The sequence below is a fragment of the Streptomyces sp. NPDC048623 genome, from assembly GCF_040650755.1.
Lineage (GTDB): Bacteria > Actinomycetota > Actinomycetes > Streptomycetales > Streptomycetaceae > Streptomyces.
On record NZ_JBEZHV010000002.1, the window covers coordinates 142,913 to 156,157 of the forward strand.

Consider the following 13,245-nt stretch of genomic DNA (forward strand, 5'->3'; position numbering starts at 1 on the left):
GGTCCTTACTCCCCTTCAACACGCATGATGCTGGCGACACCGCGCACGGTGTCGAGCTTGCGCAGCGCCTCGACCGTCCCGGAGAGGGCGGCGTCGGGCGCGCGGTGGGTGACGACGACGAGGGAGGCCTCGCCGTCCTTGCCCGTCTGACGGACGGTGTCGATCGACACGCCGTGCTCGGCGAAGACCGTCGCGACCTGGGCGAGGACGCCCGGCTTGTCGGCCACGTCGAGACTGATGTGGTACCGCGTCACCACGTCGCCCATGGGGCTCACGGGCAGCTGGGTGTACGCGGACTCGCCGGGGCCCGTCGCCTCGTTGAGACGGTTGCGGCAGACGGCGACGACGTCGCCGAGCACGGCCGAGGCGGTCGGCGAGCCGCCCGCGCCGGGGCCGTAGAACATGAGCCGCCCGGCGGCCTCCGCCTCGACGAAGACCGCGTTGTACGCCTCGCGGACGGAGGCCAGCGGGTGGCTGAGCGGGATCATCGCGGGGTGCACGCGCGCGGTGACGGACTCGCCGTCGGCGGCCCGCTCGCAGATGGCGAGCAGCTTGATGGTGCAGCCCATCTGCTTGGCGGAGGCGAAGTCGGCGGCGGTGACCTCGGTCATGCCCTCGCGGTAGACGTCGTCGAGACGCACGCGCGTGTGGAAGGCGATCCCGGCGAGGATGGCGGCCTTGGCGGCGGCGTCGAAGCCCTCGACGTCGGCGGTCGGGTCGGCCTCGGCGTACCCGAGCGCGGTGGCCTCGTCCAGCGCCTCGGAGTACCCCGCCCCGGAGGTGTCCATCTTGTCGAGGATGAAGTTGGTGGTGCCGTTGACGATGCCCATCACCCGGTTGATCTTGTCGCCGGCGAGGGACTCGCGCAGCGGCCGGATGAGCGGGATGGCGCCGGCGACCGCGGCCTCGTAGTAGAGGTCCTGGCCGTTCTCGATGGCGGCGGAGTGCAGGGTCGCGCCGTCCTGGGCGAGCAGCGCCTTGTTGGCGGAGACCACGGAGGCGCCGTGCTCGAAGGCGGTCGTGATGAGGGAGCGGGCGGGCTCGATGCCGCCGATCACCTCGACGACGACGTCGATGTCCCCGCGTTTCACCAGGGCGGTCGCGTCGGTGGTGAGCAGCTCGGCGGGGATGCCCGCGCGCACCTTGTCGGGCCGGCGGACGGCGACGCCGGCGAGCTCGACCGGGGCGCCGATGCGCGCGGCGAGGTCGTCGGCGTGCGTCGTCATGATGCGCGCCACCTCTGAGCCGACCACTCCACAGCCCAGCAGCGCCACCTTCAGCGGACGCGTACGCATCATCCGACCTCGTCTCTCGTACCTTCTGATCCGCATTTCTACGGTCATGTGCTTACGGTGGAACCAGTCTCACTCACCGGACGTCCGTTTCAGGGCCTGGTCCGAATGGCGAGACGTGGTATCCATCACCTGACTATTTCATCACCCGACGTCGAGACGCAGGAGATCTTCCTCCGTCTCCCGGCGCACGATGACGCGTGCCGCTCCGTCCCGTACGGCGATCACCGGCGGGCGCAGCGCGTGGTTGTAGTTGCTGGCCATGGAGCGGCAGTACGCGCCGGTCGCGGGTACGGCGACGAGGTCGCCGGGCGCGAGGTCGGCGGGCAGGAAGGCGTCGCGCACGACGATGTCGCCGCTCTCGCAGTGCTTGCCCACGACGCGGGTCAGCATCGGCTCGGCGTCACTCGTACGGGAGACCAGCGCGACGCTGTACTCGGCGTCGTACAGCGCGGTGCGGATGTTGTCCGACATGCCGCCGTCGACGGAGACGTACGTACGCAGCCCCTCCAGCGGCTTGACCGTGCCCACCTCGTACAGGGTGAAGGCGGTGGGTCCGACGATGGCGCGCCCGGGCTCGACGGAGATCCGCGGCGTACGGAGCCCGGCGGCCTCGCACTCGCGCGAGACGATCTCGGTGAGCGCCTTGGCGATGTGGTGCGGCTCGCGGGGATCGTCGTCGGACGTGTAAGCGATGCCCAGCCCACCCCCGAGGTCGATCTCGGGCAGCTCGACCCCGTGCTCGTCGCGCACCTCGGCGAGCAGCTGCACGACGCGCCGGGCGGACACCTCGAAGCCGGCCATGTCGAAGATCTGCGAGCCGATGTGCGAGTGGATGCCGATGAGTTCGAGCCCGTCGAGCTTCAGCGCCCGCCGCACGGCCTCGGCGGCCTGTCCGCCGGCCAGGGCGATGCCGAACTTCTGGTCCTCGTGGGCGGTGGCGATGAACTCGTGGGTGTGCGCCTCGACGCCGACGGTCACGCGGATCTGCACGCGCTGGCGCTTGCCGAGGGACTGCGCGATGTGCGCGACGCGCACGATCTCCTGGAAGGAGTCGAGCACGATCCGCCCGACCCCGGCGGCGACCGCCCGGTGGATCTCCTCCGTGCTCTTGTTGTTGCCGTGGAAGGCGATGCGCTCGGCGGGCATGCCGGCGGAGAGGGCGGTGGAGAGCTCGCCGCCGGAGCAGACGTCGAGGTTGAGCCCTTCCTCCTTGAGCCAGCGGACGACGGCGCGGGAGAGGAACGCCTTCCCCGCGTAGAACACGTCCGCGTCCTTGCCGAAGGCGTCGGACCAGGCGCGGCAGCGGGCGCGGAAGTCGTCCTCGTCGAGGATGTAGGCGGGCGTGCCGAACTCCTCGCGGAGCCGGCTCACGGAGAGCCCGCCGACGGTGAGCTGCCCCTGCTCGTCCCGGTCGACGGTGCGGGCCCAGACCTTGGGGTCGAGCCGGTTGAGGTCGGCGGGCGGGGCGGAGTAGTGCCCCTCGGGGAGCACATCGGCGTGACGGGGCCCGGCGGGGTGTGCGGAACGGCTCATGGTCTCTGCGTCTTTCAGATCTGGTCGGGTGCGCTGATGCCGAGCAGGGAGAGGCCACCGGCGAGCACCGTCCCGGCGGCTTCGGCGAGCGCGAGCCGGGAGCGGTGGGCGGCCGAGGGTTTCTCGTCGCCGAGGGGCAGGACGGCGTGCTGGAACGCGAGGAGGGCGTCGGCGACGGCCTCCAGGTGCCGGGCGACCCGGTCGGGGGCGCGGTGGCGGGCGGCGGAGAGGAGGACGGCGGGGTGGTCGCCGAGGAGGGCGAGGAGGCGGGTCGCGTCCTCGACGGGCTCGTCGTAGCCGGGGCTGATGCCGAGCTGTGCGCCGTTGCGGAGCAGGGCGCGGCTGCGGGCGTGCGCGTACCGCACGAGGAAGAGGGGATTGCGCTCGTGCTGCTGGAGCAGCTCGTCGCCGAGCCTGGCGTGGTCGTGCCCGGCGGCAGAGAGGAGCCCCCAGCGCGCGGCGTCGCGGCCCAGTCGGCGGTGCAGTTCGGCGGCGCCGAAGGGGACGGGCAGCGGTGCGATGTCGGTGGCCAGCCGCCCCCGCGCGTGCTCGGCCTCGGGGCTCGCGCCGAGCAGGGCCCAGTCGGGGTCGGCGGCGTCCTCGCAGGCGACCCGGACGAGAGTCCCCTGCGAGCGCAGGATCCGCCGTACGGCGTCGGCGGTGACGGCGGCGCGGACGTCGGCGCGGTGGACGGGCTGAGCGACGTCCCCCGTCGGCTCGCGGTGCCCGTACTCCTCGCCGCGCCGCAGGACGTCCCGTACGAGCTCCTGCCCGCTGTCGCCGTCCAGCGTGAAGTTGAGGAACCCGGGCCCGGTGATGTCGACGGAGCGGACGCCGGGGCTGTCGCGGAGCCGTTCCCTGAGGATCGCGGCGACGGCCCGGGCGTCGAGCCCAGAGGGCCGGGCGAGACCGAGGGCGACGCTGCTGGCGTAGTCGCCGATGCCGCCGGCCCGGGCCCGCTCGACCTTGACGCGCTCGGGCACTTCGACCCGCAACGCACCCTCGTCGACCGCACGGCGCACGGCGTGCAGCACGGTGAGGGAGAGGTCCGCGGGGGTCACGGGACAAGCGTAGGGGAGGAGGGGGGTACGCACGCGAACGGGTTTCGGCATGTGGGCGGTGGGGGGCCGGGGTGCCTGGTACGGGCCCGGGCAGGGGGCCGCGCTCGTGCCGGGGCGGGGCGGGGCCGGGGGGCCGCGCTCGTGCCGGGGGCGGGCCCGAGGCAGCGCGGGGGTCCGATGCGTGGCGCGGACCCGTGTCGGAGACGGGCCTAGTACCTGGCTCGGGCCGGGATCGGAGACGGGTCCGGGTCGGAGACGGGTCCAGTACCTGGCTCGGGCCGGGCCGGGCGCCGCGCTCGTGCCGAGGCGGCGCGGGGTCCGGGTGCGTGGCTCGGGGCCGGACCGGAGCCCCAGATCGGAGACGGGTCCAGTACCTGGCTCGGCTCGGGCCCTGGGTCAGGCCTCTCCCGCGCAGCGGCTCGAACTCACTGCGGACGGCTCCTCGGCGCCGTCCTGCCCACCCGCCGCTCCCCCACCGCTCCGCGGCCCGCGCCGCTCGCGGTGCATGAGCTGCCGGACGACCTGCACGAGTTCGGCCGGCTCGAAGGGCTTGGCAAGGAACGCGTCGACCGCGGAGAGGTCGCCGCCGTCGGTGTCGTACTCGGTGCAGGCACTGATGATCGCCACCGGCAGATGACTGGTCCGCGGGTCCTCCCGCAGCCGGGCGGCGGTCCTCAGCCCGTCGAGCCTGGGCATGACGACATCGAGGGTGACGACATCAGGACAGACCTCATGCACGACATCCAGACACTCGGCACCATCGGCCGCGGTCACCACCTCGAACCCCTCGAGTTCGAGATTGACCCTGATCAGCTGGCGGATCACCCGGTTGTCATCCACAACCAGCACCCGCCCGGACACGCCTGACACACGTCGAGAGTAGGTCCCGCACGCCCACGGCGTCCGGCTTTTGCCCACTTCTGACCCGTGCGGGGGACCCCTGCCCCGGTGACTCCCCGGAAATACCTGTTCACGGGCACCCTACGAGAGCTGGTAGTGTTCTTCCCGTCGCCGCGACAAGCGGCGGACGCCCCCGTAGCTCAGGGGATAGAGCAACGGCCTCCGGAGCCGTGTGCGCAGGTTCGAATCCTGCCGGGGGCACTTCGCAGGAAGTGCCAAAAGACCCCGTGATCAGCGGAAACGCTGGACGCGGGGTCTTGTTGTATGTGCAGGCGTATGCCGCCCTGAGCGGCTGTATGACGGGGGCCGCGGCCTATTCGCGGCCTGGACCGCAGGGCAAAGCCCCAGGTCAGCACCAGGAAACGACGAAGGCCCCGGGACGGGTACCAGGGCCTTGCAGGGTGGTTCACTCGCCGCTCACTCGTACTCGCGGAGCAGGTCTTCGATCCTCCGATTCGCCACCTCCTGCCGCCCGTCGAGGCACTTCGCGTATCGACTCAGCAGCACCTCAACGCTGTTGCCGGCGCGCTCGGCAACCTCAGTGGCATCGACGCCCGCATTGAGCCACGTGGAGAGCGCGGAGTGCCGGAGGTCGTACGGGCGCCGGGCAAGCGGCGAGGCAACGACGGCCGGCGGAAGCGCGAGCCCCCGGGCTTCCTGCCAGGCCCGGTAGTAGGTGGAGGAGGACACCACTCCCCCGCCCTCACTGAAGAACAGCCGCCCGTCGTCAGCCGTGCCGAAGGTGTCGATGTGCTCGCGGAAGATGCTCACGAGCTGGGGAGGAATGGGCACCCTCCGGACGTCCTCCGTGGGGCGGTTCTTCAGACCGCGGTCGTCGTGGCTCTCGCCGGAGTCGGTCCACTGCTTGCCGACGCTGGGGCGAGTCCGGTGGAGGAGAGCAGTCCCCCAGCCTGAGGCGGGCAGGGAAAGATCCGGCTCAGCCAGGCCGACGATTTCGGCCGGTCGGAAGCCGCCGAAGTACATCCCGGCAAAGAGCCCGACCAGGCGCCGGCCACGGGCACGGCGGTAGCCGCCGACGTACGAGACGGAGTGAAGCAGAGACCGGGCCTGCTCAGGATTCGCCACGACGCGCGGATCTACCTCGTTGGAAACCTTCGGTTTCTGCCAGCGAACGGCGGTCAGCGGATTCTCGGAGAACTCACCAAGATCCACGGCGTAATTCAGTGCGTTGACGAGCGTTCGACGCTTCCGTCGTACGGTCTCGGCAGCGGCGGCAGTCCCATCCAGCTTCAGCTTGAGCGAGTCGAGGACGGCCCGGCCGACCACGGGATCGGTGAGGACCGCCAGGGGGCGAGACGCCTTCGAGACCCAGTGGAGGGTGTTACCGACGTCGACCGGAAGCTCCCTGTCAGTAGGCCCGGGCAGGACGAAGGCCCAGTTCCGCAGTGCCTTTCGGAGCACATCATCAGCGGGCCGGCCGGGGCGCTCTTCCAGAAGTGTGATCGTCACGGAGGTGAGCGACTCATTTATGCCATCGCGCGTGTTCGGAGCAGCGTGCGGCCATTTCATAGCCAGGTACTTCAGCGCGAACTCGTACCAGCTCAGGGTGGCTCTCTTCTCGACCATCGAGTCCGGGAGACCGGACTCCATGTCGAACTCCTCCCCGTCCCGCGCGGCCCGGAGCAGCTTGGACCGGAAGCTGTCAGCAAGAGCCTTCGTCTTGCGCGTCTGGGAGAACGGCTGTCCCGCCACCTTCCACCGCACCTCATAGGACGGCCGGGCTCCCTGCTTGGTCCGAATCGCCCAGACCCGCACATCGGTCGACTTCACGCGGCAGCTCCTTCGAGACCCCGCAGCCAGGCGGAGAAGTCCGAGCGCCACACCCGCAGCTCACCGTTAGGCAGCTTGAAGGCGTTCGGCCCCTGCCCCAGCTCACGCCACCGGTAGAAGGTCCGTCGCGACACCCCGCCCAGCTCGGCGAGGATCTGCGGCACGGTCATCAGTTCGTCCTTCACAGCAGTTCATCCCCCTGTGCTTCGAGCTCGGTTCGGATCTCTCTGGCGTGCTCGCGGTTGTGTTGGATGTCGCGGCGGATGTTGGCGGCGAGCCAGGATTCGCCGGGTGTGTGGCCGTGGCCGGCGTAGGTCCAGTGGGCGACGACGAGGACGGTGGCTTCCGGGTGTTCGTCGGGGTCGGGCAGGCCGAGGGAGGCGCGTTGTTGGGCTGCGCGGTAGTCAGCGCGGACCTGGCGTAAGGCGCCGAGGGTGGTGGAGTAGCGGCGGGACTTGGTGGAGAAGTGGCCGCGGAAGCCGAGCATGTGGGCCCAGGCACGGAGGCGCCGGTCGGGGTAGGCGGCGTCGAGGTCCATGCAGGCTTCCATCAGGCGCCGGGGGTGGTCCGGGACGCCGAGGAGGATCAGCGCCTCCTTGTTGCCGACCGGGTGGTCGACGGTGCCGGTGGTCTCGGCGGCCTTGGTGGCGTACTTGGCGACGTAGGCGGCGACGGCCTGTTCGGTCAGTTCCTCGCCCTGGCCGAAGGCGCCGATGGGCTGCACGTCGAGCTGCGAACCCCAGGTGAGCGTCACGTCCTGGTCGACGCCGTGCGCAGGTGTGGCAGGGACGACGACGCGAACGCGGGCGGCAGCGGCCCGGATGGCGTCGGTGAGGAGGTCGAGGGTGGCCCAGGCCGGGGGTGGGCTGTCGGGCCCTTCGGGGCCGTCGAAACGGATCACCGCGTGGAAGTGGACGGCGCCGCGCTTCTGGTACTCGGCGACCTTGCCGAACGAGACGCGGGACTGCTCGCGGGCGGCTTTCTGGGTGAGGCCGGCGCGGGCGGCGATCTCGCGGCGGAGGTAGATCGTGAAGTACCGCCACAGCTCGGAGGCGTGGTTGTTCCACAGCACGGCGCCCGCGTAGTCGTACGAGGCGGGGTCGAGCGGGGTGCCGAGCTCCGAGGCGTCCTCCGGGTGTTGGGTGCCGCAGCGGCACGCGCGGGTGCCGGGGCGGTTGTGGACGGGGCCGAACGAGGGGGCGGTGAGGGTGGCGAAGACGCGGGGGTGGTCACGGATGGTGTCGGGGGTGCCCTTGTCGCCGACGAGTCCGGCGCGGATCAGGTGGTAGGTGTCGCCGGCGTAGGTCCAGGCGCAGGACGGGCAGCGGGAGGCACGGCGGTTGCCGCAGGCGACCCGCAGGACCCCGCCGGGCTCGGCGTCGGTCGTGTACGCGTGGAGGACGGTCCGCGTGTTCGGGTCGAGGAGCTTGGTGCCGCCCGTGAGCCGGATCGGGGCAGCGCATCCCCCAGTGCGGCGGAGCTGTTCGGTGAGGCGGTCGAAGCCGGGAGCCCCGGCCACCCGGAGCAGATCGCTCAGGGTGGCCGGGTCCAGGCCCGCCATGGTGGCGGTGTCGGTCACGCGAACACCTCCTGCCGAGCCGTGAGGAAGGCTGTGCCGATCCAGCGGGTGTAGGCGGGCGGGATGGCCTCGGTCAGTTCCTCGCGGACGTCGGTCCACGTGATGCCCATGGCACGCTGCATCTCCGGGACGGTGGCCTTGCCGCCGCCCTGGCCGTACGCGGCGACATAGGGGCCGTCGCGGCGGACGCCGTGGCGGTGCCCGCGCACGTAGCCGCGGTGCCGGGGGTGGGCCGGTCGGGCGGTGGCCCAGCGGCCGAGTTCGAAGTTCCGGTGCCGAAGGACGCCGAGCCGGAACATCTCGCCGCACAGCGTGAGGTCCTTGCGGATCGCGGCCCGGCCGTTGGGCTGCTCGATCACGTACGGCAGGCCGGAGGCGTCGAGGAGTTCGCGGGTCGGGGCGACGAGGTCGACGTGGTCCTTGCCCCACCCCTGGGAGGCGTTGGTGCCGACGGTCACCGCGCAGCCGGCCTGGCACGGCGGGGACGCGTGCACGAGGGCGTACCGCTCGATGTCCCCCGACGCGATCAGGTGGACGAGGTGTTCGAGTGCGTCACCGCGGTGGTAGGCGAAGGGGTAGTTCGGCCGGTCGGCGATGTCACAGCCGTCGACCTCGAACCCGGCGAGGGCGTAGCCGGTTCCGGCCCCGCCGGCGCAGGAGAACAGGTCCAGGACCCGAGGCGGGTTCGGGGTGTGGGTGGGAGCGGCCACGGCGGTCACTTCCCGGCGCGGACGAGGACGGCGGGGGCGGTGCGGTGGCCGGTGCCCTTGCAGGCGGGGCAGGTGGCGGCGAGGGTGCGGCGCTGCCCGTTCGGGGTGACGCTGCCGGTGGTGACGTGCACGACGGAGAAGCCGTCGCAGTGGGAGCAGACGCGGGTGGTCGGGGTCTGGGGCATCATGGGTTTTCCCTTTCGGGTCCGGTGGATCTGGAGGGTGTTCAGGCGCCCGGGGCGGCGGAAGTTTGGCGACCGAGGCCGCCCCGGGGGCCGCTTAGCGTGTGTTGCGCCTGCCGTGGCCCTTGGCCGCGTACATCGACGTGTCGGCGGCGGACAGGGCGTCGGTGAGGAGCGGGACCGGCAGGTGGTTGCGGTGGCAGTGGCCGACCGATGCGGAGACCCGCAGGACGTGCCCGCGGTGCTCGACCGGCTCGTCGAGGGCGACCCTCAGGGCGGCGAGGCCGGCGGTGTGGGCGGGGTCGGTGACGATGGCGGCGAACTCGTCTCCGCCGAGGCGGGCGGCGATCCCGTGACGGCCGCACCAGGAGCTCAGCCGGTCCGCGGTGACGGTGAGCACGGTGTCTCCGGCCGGGTGGCCGTGGGTGTCGTTGATGGCCTTGAAGTCGTCCAGGTCGACCAGGACCACGAGCGCGTTCGGACGCCGGGTCATGAGGTGGTCGGCGCGGGCGGTGAATCCGGCGCGGGTGTGGAGCCCGGTCAGCGGGTCGCGGCGGGCGGTGGCCAGACGACGGACGAGCAGGCTGCCGTGCAGGGCCCAGCCCAGGGCCGGTAACCCGGCAGCGGCGAGGGTGTACGTATCCATGCAGGTCACCGGCCCTTCTGCATGTCGCGGATGAGCAGCCGCAGGACGACCGCCACGACCGCAATCGAGACGCCCGTGATGGCGACCGCGAGCAGCATGGAGACGAGGACGGCGCCAACGACCAGGACCACCGCACCGCCGCCGGCGGCGAGGGCGACCACGCTGCCCGGGGTGAGCTGAACCGTCGGACGGGACGGGGCGACCGGCACAGGCGCGGCGGCGGGGGTGCGGTCGTGCCCGCAGACCGGGGACGCGGTGGCGTGGTGCAGGTCGACGCCGCCGGGGGTGGGGGTGGGCTGGACGAGCGGGGTGACGATGCCGGTCGGGAGCGGGTTGACCGGGATACGCGGTCGGAGCATGACGGGTTCTCCCTACTTGTTGATCGTGCTGTCGATGAGCGGGGCGAGCAGGCTGTCGGCGAGGAGGTAGCCGCCGAGGAGGATCACGGCGACGAGCCACCAGGGCGGGCGGATGAGCTTGATGCCGAGGGCGCCGACGACGATCAGGGCGAGCCAGAGCGGAACGTCCACGAGACGGGCTCCTTCGAGTCAGCGGGGGTTGCAGCGGTGGGTGCGGGCGGCGAGTTCGGCGCCAGCGCGGGTGGGGTAATCGGCGGAGTAGTCGCAGCCGGGGGCGGTGCACACGGCGGTGTGCTTGGTGCGGCCCCGGCCGTCGTGGTGGGTGCCGACGCGCACCGGGCCGAAGCGGACGACGTTGTAGAAGCGGTTCGGACGCACGGGTCTTGTCTCCTTCCTGATCAGGTGAGTTGGAGGGCGATCGAGTCCGCCAGCGCCGGCGGGACACCGAGGCGAGCGCGCAAGGTGGCCGCGTCGATCGGGCCACCGGTCTGGGACCGGTGTGCGTCCGCGATCTTTCGGGCGTGGTCGAGCAGCGCGGGCGGCACTGCCGCGGGAGGCGCCGGGGGTGCGAGCTCCGGCATTTCTTCCTGCGGGGCGGGTTCCGGCGTAACTGCCACCGGTGCAGGTTCGACCGGCGGGAGTTCGGGCGCCGGTTCCGGAGCCTGTTCCACGGTCAGGTCCGCCGCGGGTTCGGTGTCGTGCAGCTCGACGGCGGCCGGGGCCGGTTCGGACTGTGACGCCGGGGTGTGTGCGTGGGCGAGGAGCGTGCCGCCGAGGAAGGCGAGGGCAGGCCATCCGGCCACGAGGATGCGCAGCCAGGCCGGGACGTTGGTCATGTCGAGCATTCCGGCGGTGGCGACGTTGGCGCCGAGGGACGCGACGAGGGCGATGGCGAACCACAGCCACGCATCGCGGTTCCCGGATTCGGTGCGCATCCGGCGCCAGGCGGCGACAAGGAGCAGGTCGACGCTGACCGGGTAGGCCCATGCCTTCCAACCGGCCTGCCCGGCAGCCGCGGCCAGGTCGTGCAGGTGGGCGAAGGACAGGGCGCCGGCGATGACGGCTTGGATGAGCACAGCGTCGAAGCGGAAGGTGCGGGACACCGGGCCGTCTCCTTCCTCGGTCAGACGGTGCCGGTGCCGAAGCAGTCCGGGCACAGCGCGGTCTGGGTGGCGTTGATCTCCCGGCGCTTGCGCCCGACGAGGACGGTCGTCGTGGTCTCACCGGTGCCGGCGCAGGTGCCGCAGGACGGCGGGACGGACGCGGGCTTGGACGAGCGGCGGCGCGAGGCCGGGGGCTTCTTGGGGGTGGTGGTCATGGCTGTTCCCTTCGGTTTCGGGCATGGGCCGGGTAGGGACATGGCGTGAGACGGTCACGCCGACCGAGGGGCAGGGTGTGTCAGTCCGTGGCCGGGATCGGCTTCACCAGCGGCACCGGTGCCGGGGAATCGGCCGGGGTGGCGGTGATCGGCCGGTACGGGGCGAGGGCCGGGAGCTCCGGGGTGAGGTGCGCAAACTTGGCACAGACCGCGGCGGCGTCGGCGGCGCTCAGCTTGGGCGTACGGATGCGGGAGTAGCCGCCGGAGGAGTCACCGGCCACCGCGACACCCGGCTTGTCCGGCGGAATGACCAGCACCGTGACCACGGCATCCGGGGCGATGTCGCCGACACCCATCTCGGCGGTCTGCTTGTCGTTGACCCGGTGGACCACGCGGCCGGTGAGCTGAGCGCGCAGGGCGGTGGCTCCCTTGCCGAGGTCGGAGCCGAAGCGCTGGCCGCAGACCTCCAGGAAGATGCCGGCCGCGCGAGCCATCTGCCCGAGGCGGATCATCTGCGTGACCATCCGGTCCCGGCGTTCCTCGTCCTTCTTCGTAGCGACGAGAAAGAGCTCCGCGACCTCATCGACCAGGAGCACGACCGGCACCGGGCGGATGTTGTCGGGCAGGTCCCAGATGTCGCCGGCGCCGTACTCGCTGAGCAGGTCGAAGCGGTCTTCCATCTCGCCGACCAGGGCATCCAGGACGCCGGAGGCTTCTTCGGGGGTGATTGCGAGGGCGGAGAGGCGGGGTGCGTATCCGCGCTGCTCGACACCGCGCTTGCAGTCGATCCCGACCAGGGCGACCGGGAGCCGGGCGAGCCCGGCGACGAGGTTGCGCTGGTACATGGACTTGCCCGACTGGTTCGCGCCGAGCGTCAGCGCGTGCGGGACCTTCAGGTAGTCCCGGACGAACGCGGTCCCATCTTCCCGGAGCGCGACCGGAACCGTCATCGGCCCCGAGGGCACCCGGCGCGGCATCTTCACCCGTCGAAGAACGTCGTAGCCGGTCATCCGCAGCTCGACGTGCCCCGGCTTGGTCTCCACCACGTTGACCGAGTGGACGCCCCAAGCGTGCCGCAGCCGCTCCGAGGCCGCGATCACGTCGGCAGGCTCCAGGCCGGCCGGGAGACGGAGCGTGACCCGCAGGCCGGTCGATGTGCCCCGCACCCGGCGGACCTTCGGCGGCACCGGCTGGACGTCACTGCGTCGGGCGACGGTGCGGACCATGAACGCCCGCAAGCGGGACGGCTGCACCGTCAGCCCGCACACGTCCATCGTGGAGCGGTACGTCATCGCGAACCGCACTCGCGTCACCGGCAGACCCACCAGCGACCAGAACACCCGAGGAGCCCGAAACTTCGCGTACCCGAGCCCACCGACGGTTCCGGCGAGCGGGACGCCGACCTCCCATAACGTCGACAGGTCCGTCATGATCAGGCCCCCATCGGCGTCACGGCGACCGCGCGGAACGAGATCCCGTGACGGGTCTGACCGTTGAACGTGTTCTCCCAGTCCCGGGCCTTGAGCCCGATCACCGACACCGGCATCCCCGGCATCAGACCCTCCGGAAGGCCGGTCTCCGGCACGGTCACCTGGTAGAGGTTGCCCTCACCCTCATCCGAGATCAGCAGACCCACGGTCGAAAGACCGGCACCGGTCTCCCGGTCCATGGCACGCTCACCGGTCTGCTTACTCACGAGCTTCGGGACAGGCGCCGTGGCCACGAACACCACGGCGGTCGACGTGTCCACCTTGAACGACGGCATGGATTTCTCCTTCGAGAGGGCAGGAAGGGCCTAGATGACCAACTTGGCTAACCTGGTTGGTCACATCTCGAAGTTAGGGGAGATGGCTAGCCATGTCAACAACGTG

The 13,245-nt window shown here is 71.4% G+C and carries 17 protein-coding genes and 1 tRNA gene; 1 reads left to right on the forward strand and 17 read right to left on the reverse strand.

Annotated elements, in window-relative coordinates; all coding sequences use genetic code 11:
• Nucleotides 1-5: 5 nt before the first annotated feature.
• The 4 genes from AB0C73_RS03670 to AB0C73_RS03685 all read right to left on the reverse strand — a co-directional run bounded on the left by AB0C73_RS03670 (nucleotide 6) and on the right by AB0C73_RS03685 (nucleotide 4,759).
• Entirely contained in the window at nucleotides 6-1,298 is a 1,293-nt protein-coding gene (locus AB0C73_RS03670) for a homoserine dehydrogenase (RefSeq protein WP_362524111.1), read from the reverse strand.
• Nucleotides 1,299-1,436: 138 nt separating this feature from the next.
• Nucleotides 1,437-2,828: a diaminopimelate decarboxylase gene (gene lysA, locus AB0C73_RS03675; protein WP_362524114.1), complete on the reverse strand. Its 1,392-nt coding sequence runs from the start codon at nucleotides 2,826-2,828 to the stop codon at nucleotides 1,437-1,439.
• 14 nt (nucleotides 2,829-2,842) lie between these two features.
• On the reverse strand, nucleotides 2,843-3,889 hold the full coding sequence (nrtL, locus tag AB0C73_RS03680; RefSeq protein ID WP_362524116.1) for an ArgS-related anticodon-binding protein NrtL: 1,047 nt from the start codon (nucleotides 3,887-3,889) through the stop codon (nucleotides 2,843-2,845).
• Nucleotides 3,890-4,285: 396 nt separating this feature from the next.
• On the reverse strand, nucleotides 4,286-4,759 hold the full coding sequence (locus AB0C73_RS03685; protein WP_362524118.1) for a response regulator: 474 nt from the start codon (nucleotides 4,757-4,759) through the stop codon (nucleotides 4,286-4,288).
• 159 nt (nucleotides 4,760-4,918) lie between these two features.
• On the opposite strand from AB0C73_RS03685, the gene AB0C73_RS03690 reads away from it, so the two are divergent.
• A tRNA-Arg gene (locus AB0C73_RS03690) sits at nucleotides 4,919-4,990 on the forward strand.
• Nucleotides 4,991-5,206: 216 nt separating this feature from the next.
• Here the strand turns inward: AB0C73_RS03690 and AB0C73_RS03695 are convergent.
• The 13 genes from AB0C73_RS03695 to AB0C73_RS03755 form a co-directional block, all read right to left on the reverse strand.
• Nucleotides 5,207-6,580, reverse strand: coding sequence for a site-specific integrase (locus AB0C73_RS03695; protein WP_362524120.1), 1,374 nt, complete (start codon nucleotides 6,578-6,580; stop codon nucleotides 5,207-5,209).
• Nucleotides 6,577-6,750 carry a helix-turn-helix domain-containing protein gene (locus AB0C73_RS03700; RefSeq protein WP_362524122.1) on the reverse strand — a complete coding sequence of 58 codons (174 nt, stop codon included), beginning with the start codon at nucleotides 6,748-6,750 and terminating at the stop codon, nucleotides 6,577-6,579. Before AB0C73_RS03700 ends, AB0C73_RS03695 begins: the two co-directional genes overlap by 4 nt.
• An 11-nt stretch (nucleotides 6,751-6,761) precedes the next feature.
• Nucleotides 6,762-8,159, reverse strand: coding sequence for a replication initiator protein RepSA (gene repSA / locus AB0C73_RS03705; protein ID WP_362524124.1), 1,398 nt, complete (start codon nucleotides 8,157-8,159; stop codon nucleotides 6,762-6,764).
• The gene (locus tag AB0C73_RS03710) at nucleotides 8,156-8,869 is read right to left on the reverse strand and encodes a DNA methylase (protein WP_362524127.1); all 714 of its coding nucleotides are present in this window, start codon (nucleotides 8,867-8,869) and stop codon (nucleotides 8,156-8,158) included. The genes repSA and AB0C73_RS03710 overlap by 4 nt, the downstream gene beginning before the upstream one ends.
• Nucleotides 8,870-8,874: 5 nt before the next feature.
• Nucleotides 8,875-9,057, reverse strand: coding sequence for a hypothetical protein (locus tag AB0C73_RS03715; protein WP_362524129.1), 183 nt, complete (start codon nucleotides 9,055-9,057; stop codon nucleotides 8,875-8,877).
• A 91-nt stretch (nucleotides 9,058-9,148) separates the two neighbouring features.
• Complete coding sequence (locus AB0C73_RS03720) at nucleotides 9,149-9,697, reverse strand: GGDEF domain-containing protein (RefSeq protein ID WP_362524132.1); 549 nt, start codon at nucleotides 9,695-9,697, stop codon at nucleotides 9,149-9,151.
• A 5-nt stretch (nucleotides 9,698-9,702) separates the two neighbouring features.
• Nucleotides 9,703-10,056 (reverse strand): SpdD-like protein, encoded by a 354-nt coding sequence (locus tag AB0C73_RS03725; RefSeq protein ID WP_362524135.1) that lies wholly within the window; start codon nucleotides 10,054-10,056, stop codon nucleotides 9,703-9,705.
• A gap of 12 nt (nucleotides 10,057-10,068) precedes the next feature.
• Nucleotides 10,069-10,227 carry a hypothetical protein gene (locus tag AB0C73_RS03730; RefSeq protein WP_362524137.1) on the reverse strand — a complete coding sequence of 53 codons (159 nt, stop codon included), beginning with the start codon at nucleotides 10,225-10,227 and terminating at the stop codon, nucleotides 10,069-10,071.
• An 18-nt stretch (nucleotides 10,228-10,245) separates the two neighbouring features.
• Entirely contained in the window at nucleotides 10,246-10,434 is a 189-nt protein-coding gene (locus tag AB0C73_RS03735; RefSeq protein WP_362524139.1) for a mobile element transfer protein, read from the reverse strand.
• Between the two features lie 20 nt (nucleotides 10,435-10,454).
• Nucleotides 10,455-11,159: a DUF2637 domain-containing protein gene (locus AB0C73_RS03740; RefSeq protein ID WP_362524141.1), complete on the reverse strand. Its 705-nt coding sequence runs from the start codon at nucleotides 11,157-11,159 to the stop codon at nucleotides 10,455-10,457.
• Nucleotides 11,160-11,179: 20 nt separating this feature from the next.
• Entirely contained in the window at nucleotides 11,180-11,374 is a 195-nt protein-coding gene (locus tag AB0C73_RS03745) for a hypothetical protein (RefSeq protein WP_362524144.1), read from the reverse strand.
• A gap of 80 nt (nucleotides 11,375-11,454) precedes the next feature.
• Entirely contained in the window at nucleotides 11,455-12,804 is a 1,350-nt protein-coding gene (locus AB0C73_RS03750) for an FtsK/SpoIIIE domain-containing protein (protein ID WP_362524147.1), read from the reverse strand.
• A gap of 2 nt (nucleotides 12,805-12,806) precedes the next feature.
• A complete protein-coding gene (locus AB0C73_RS03755) occupies nucleotides 12,807-13,139 on the reverse strand; it encodes a hypothetical protein (RefSeq protein ID WP_362524149.1) in 333 nt (110 codons plus the stop codon).
• Between the last annotated feature and the right edge of the window lie 106 nt (nucleotides 13,140-13,245).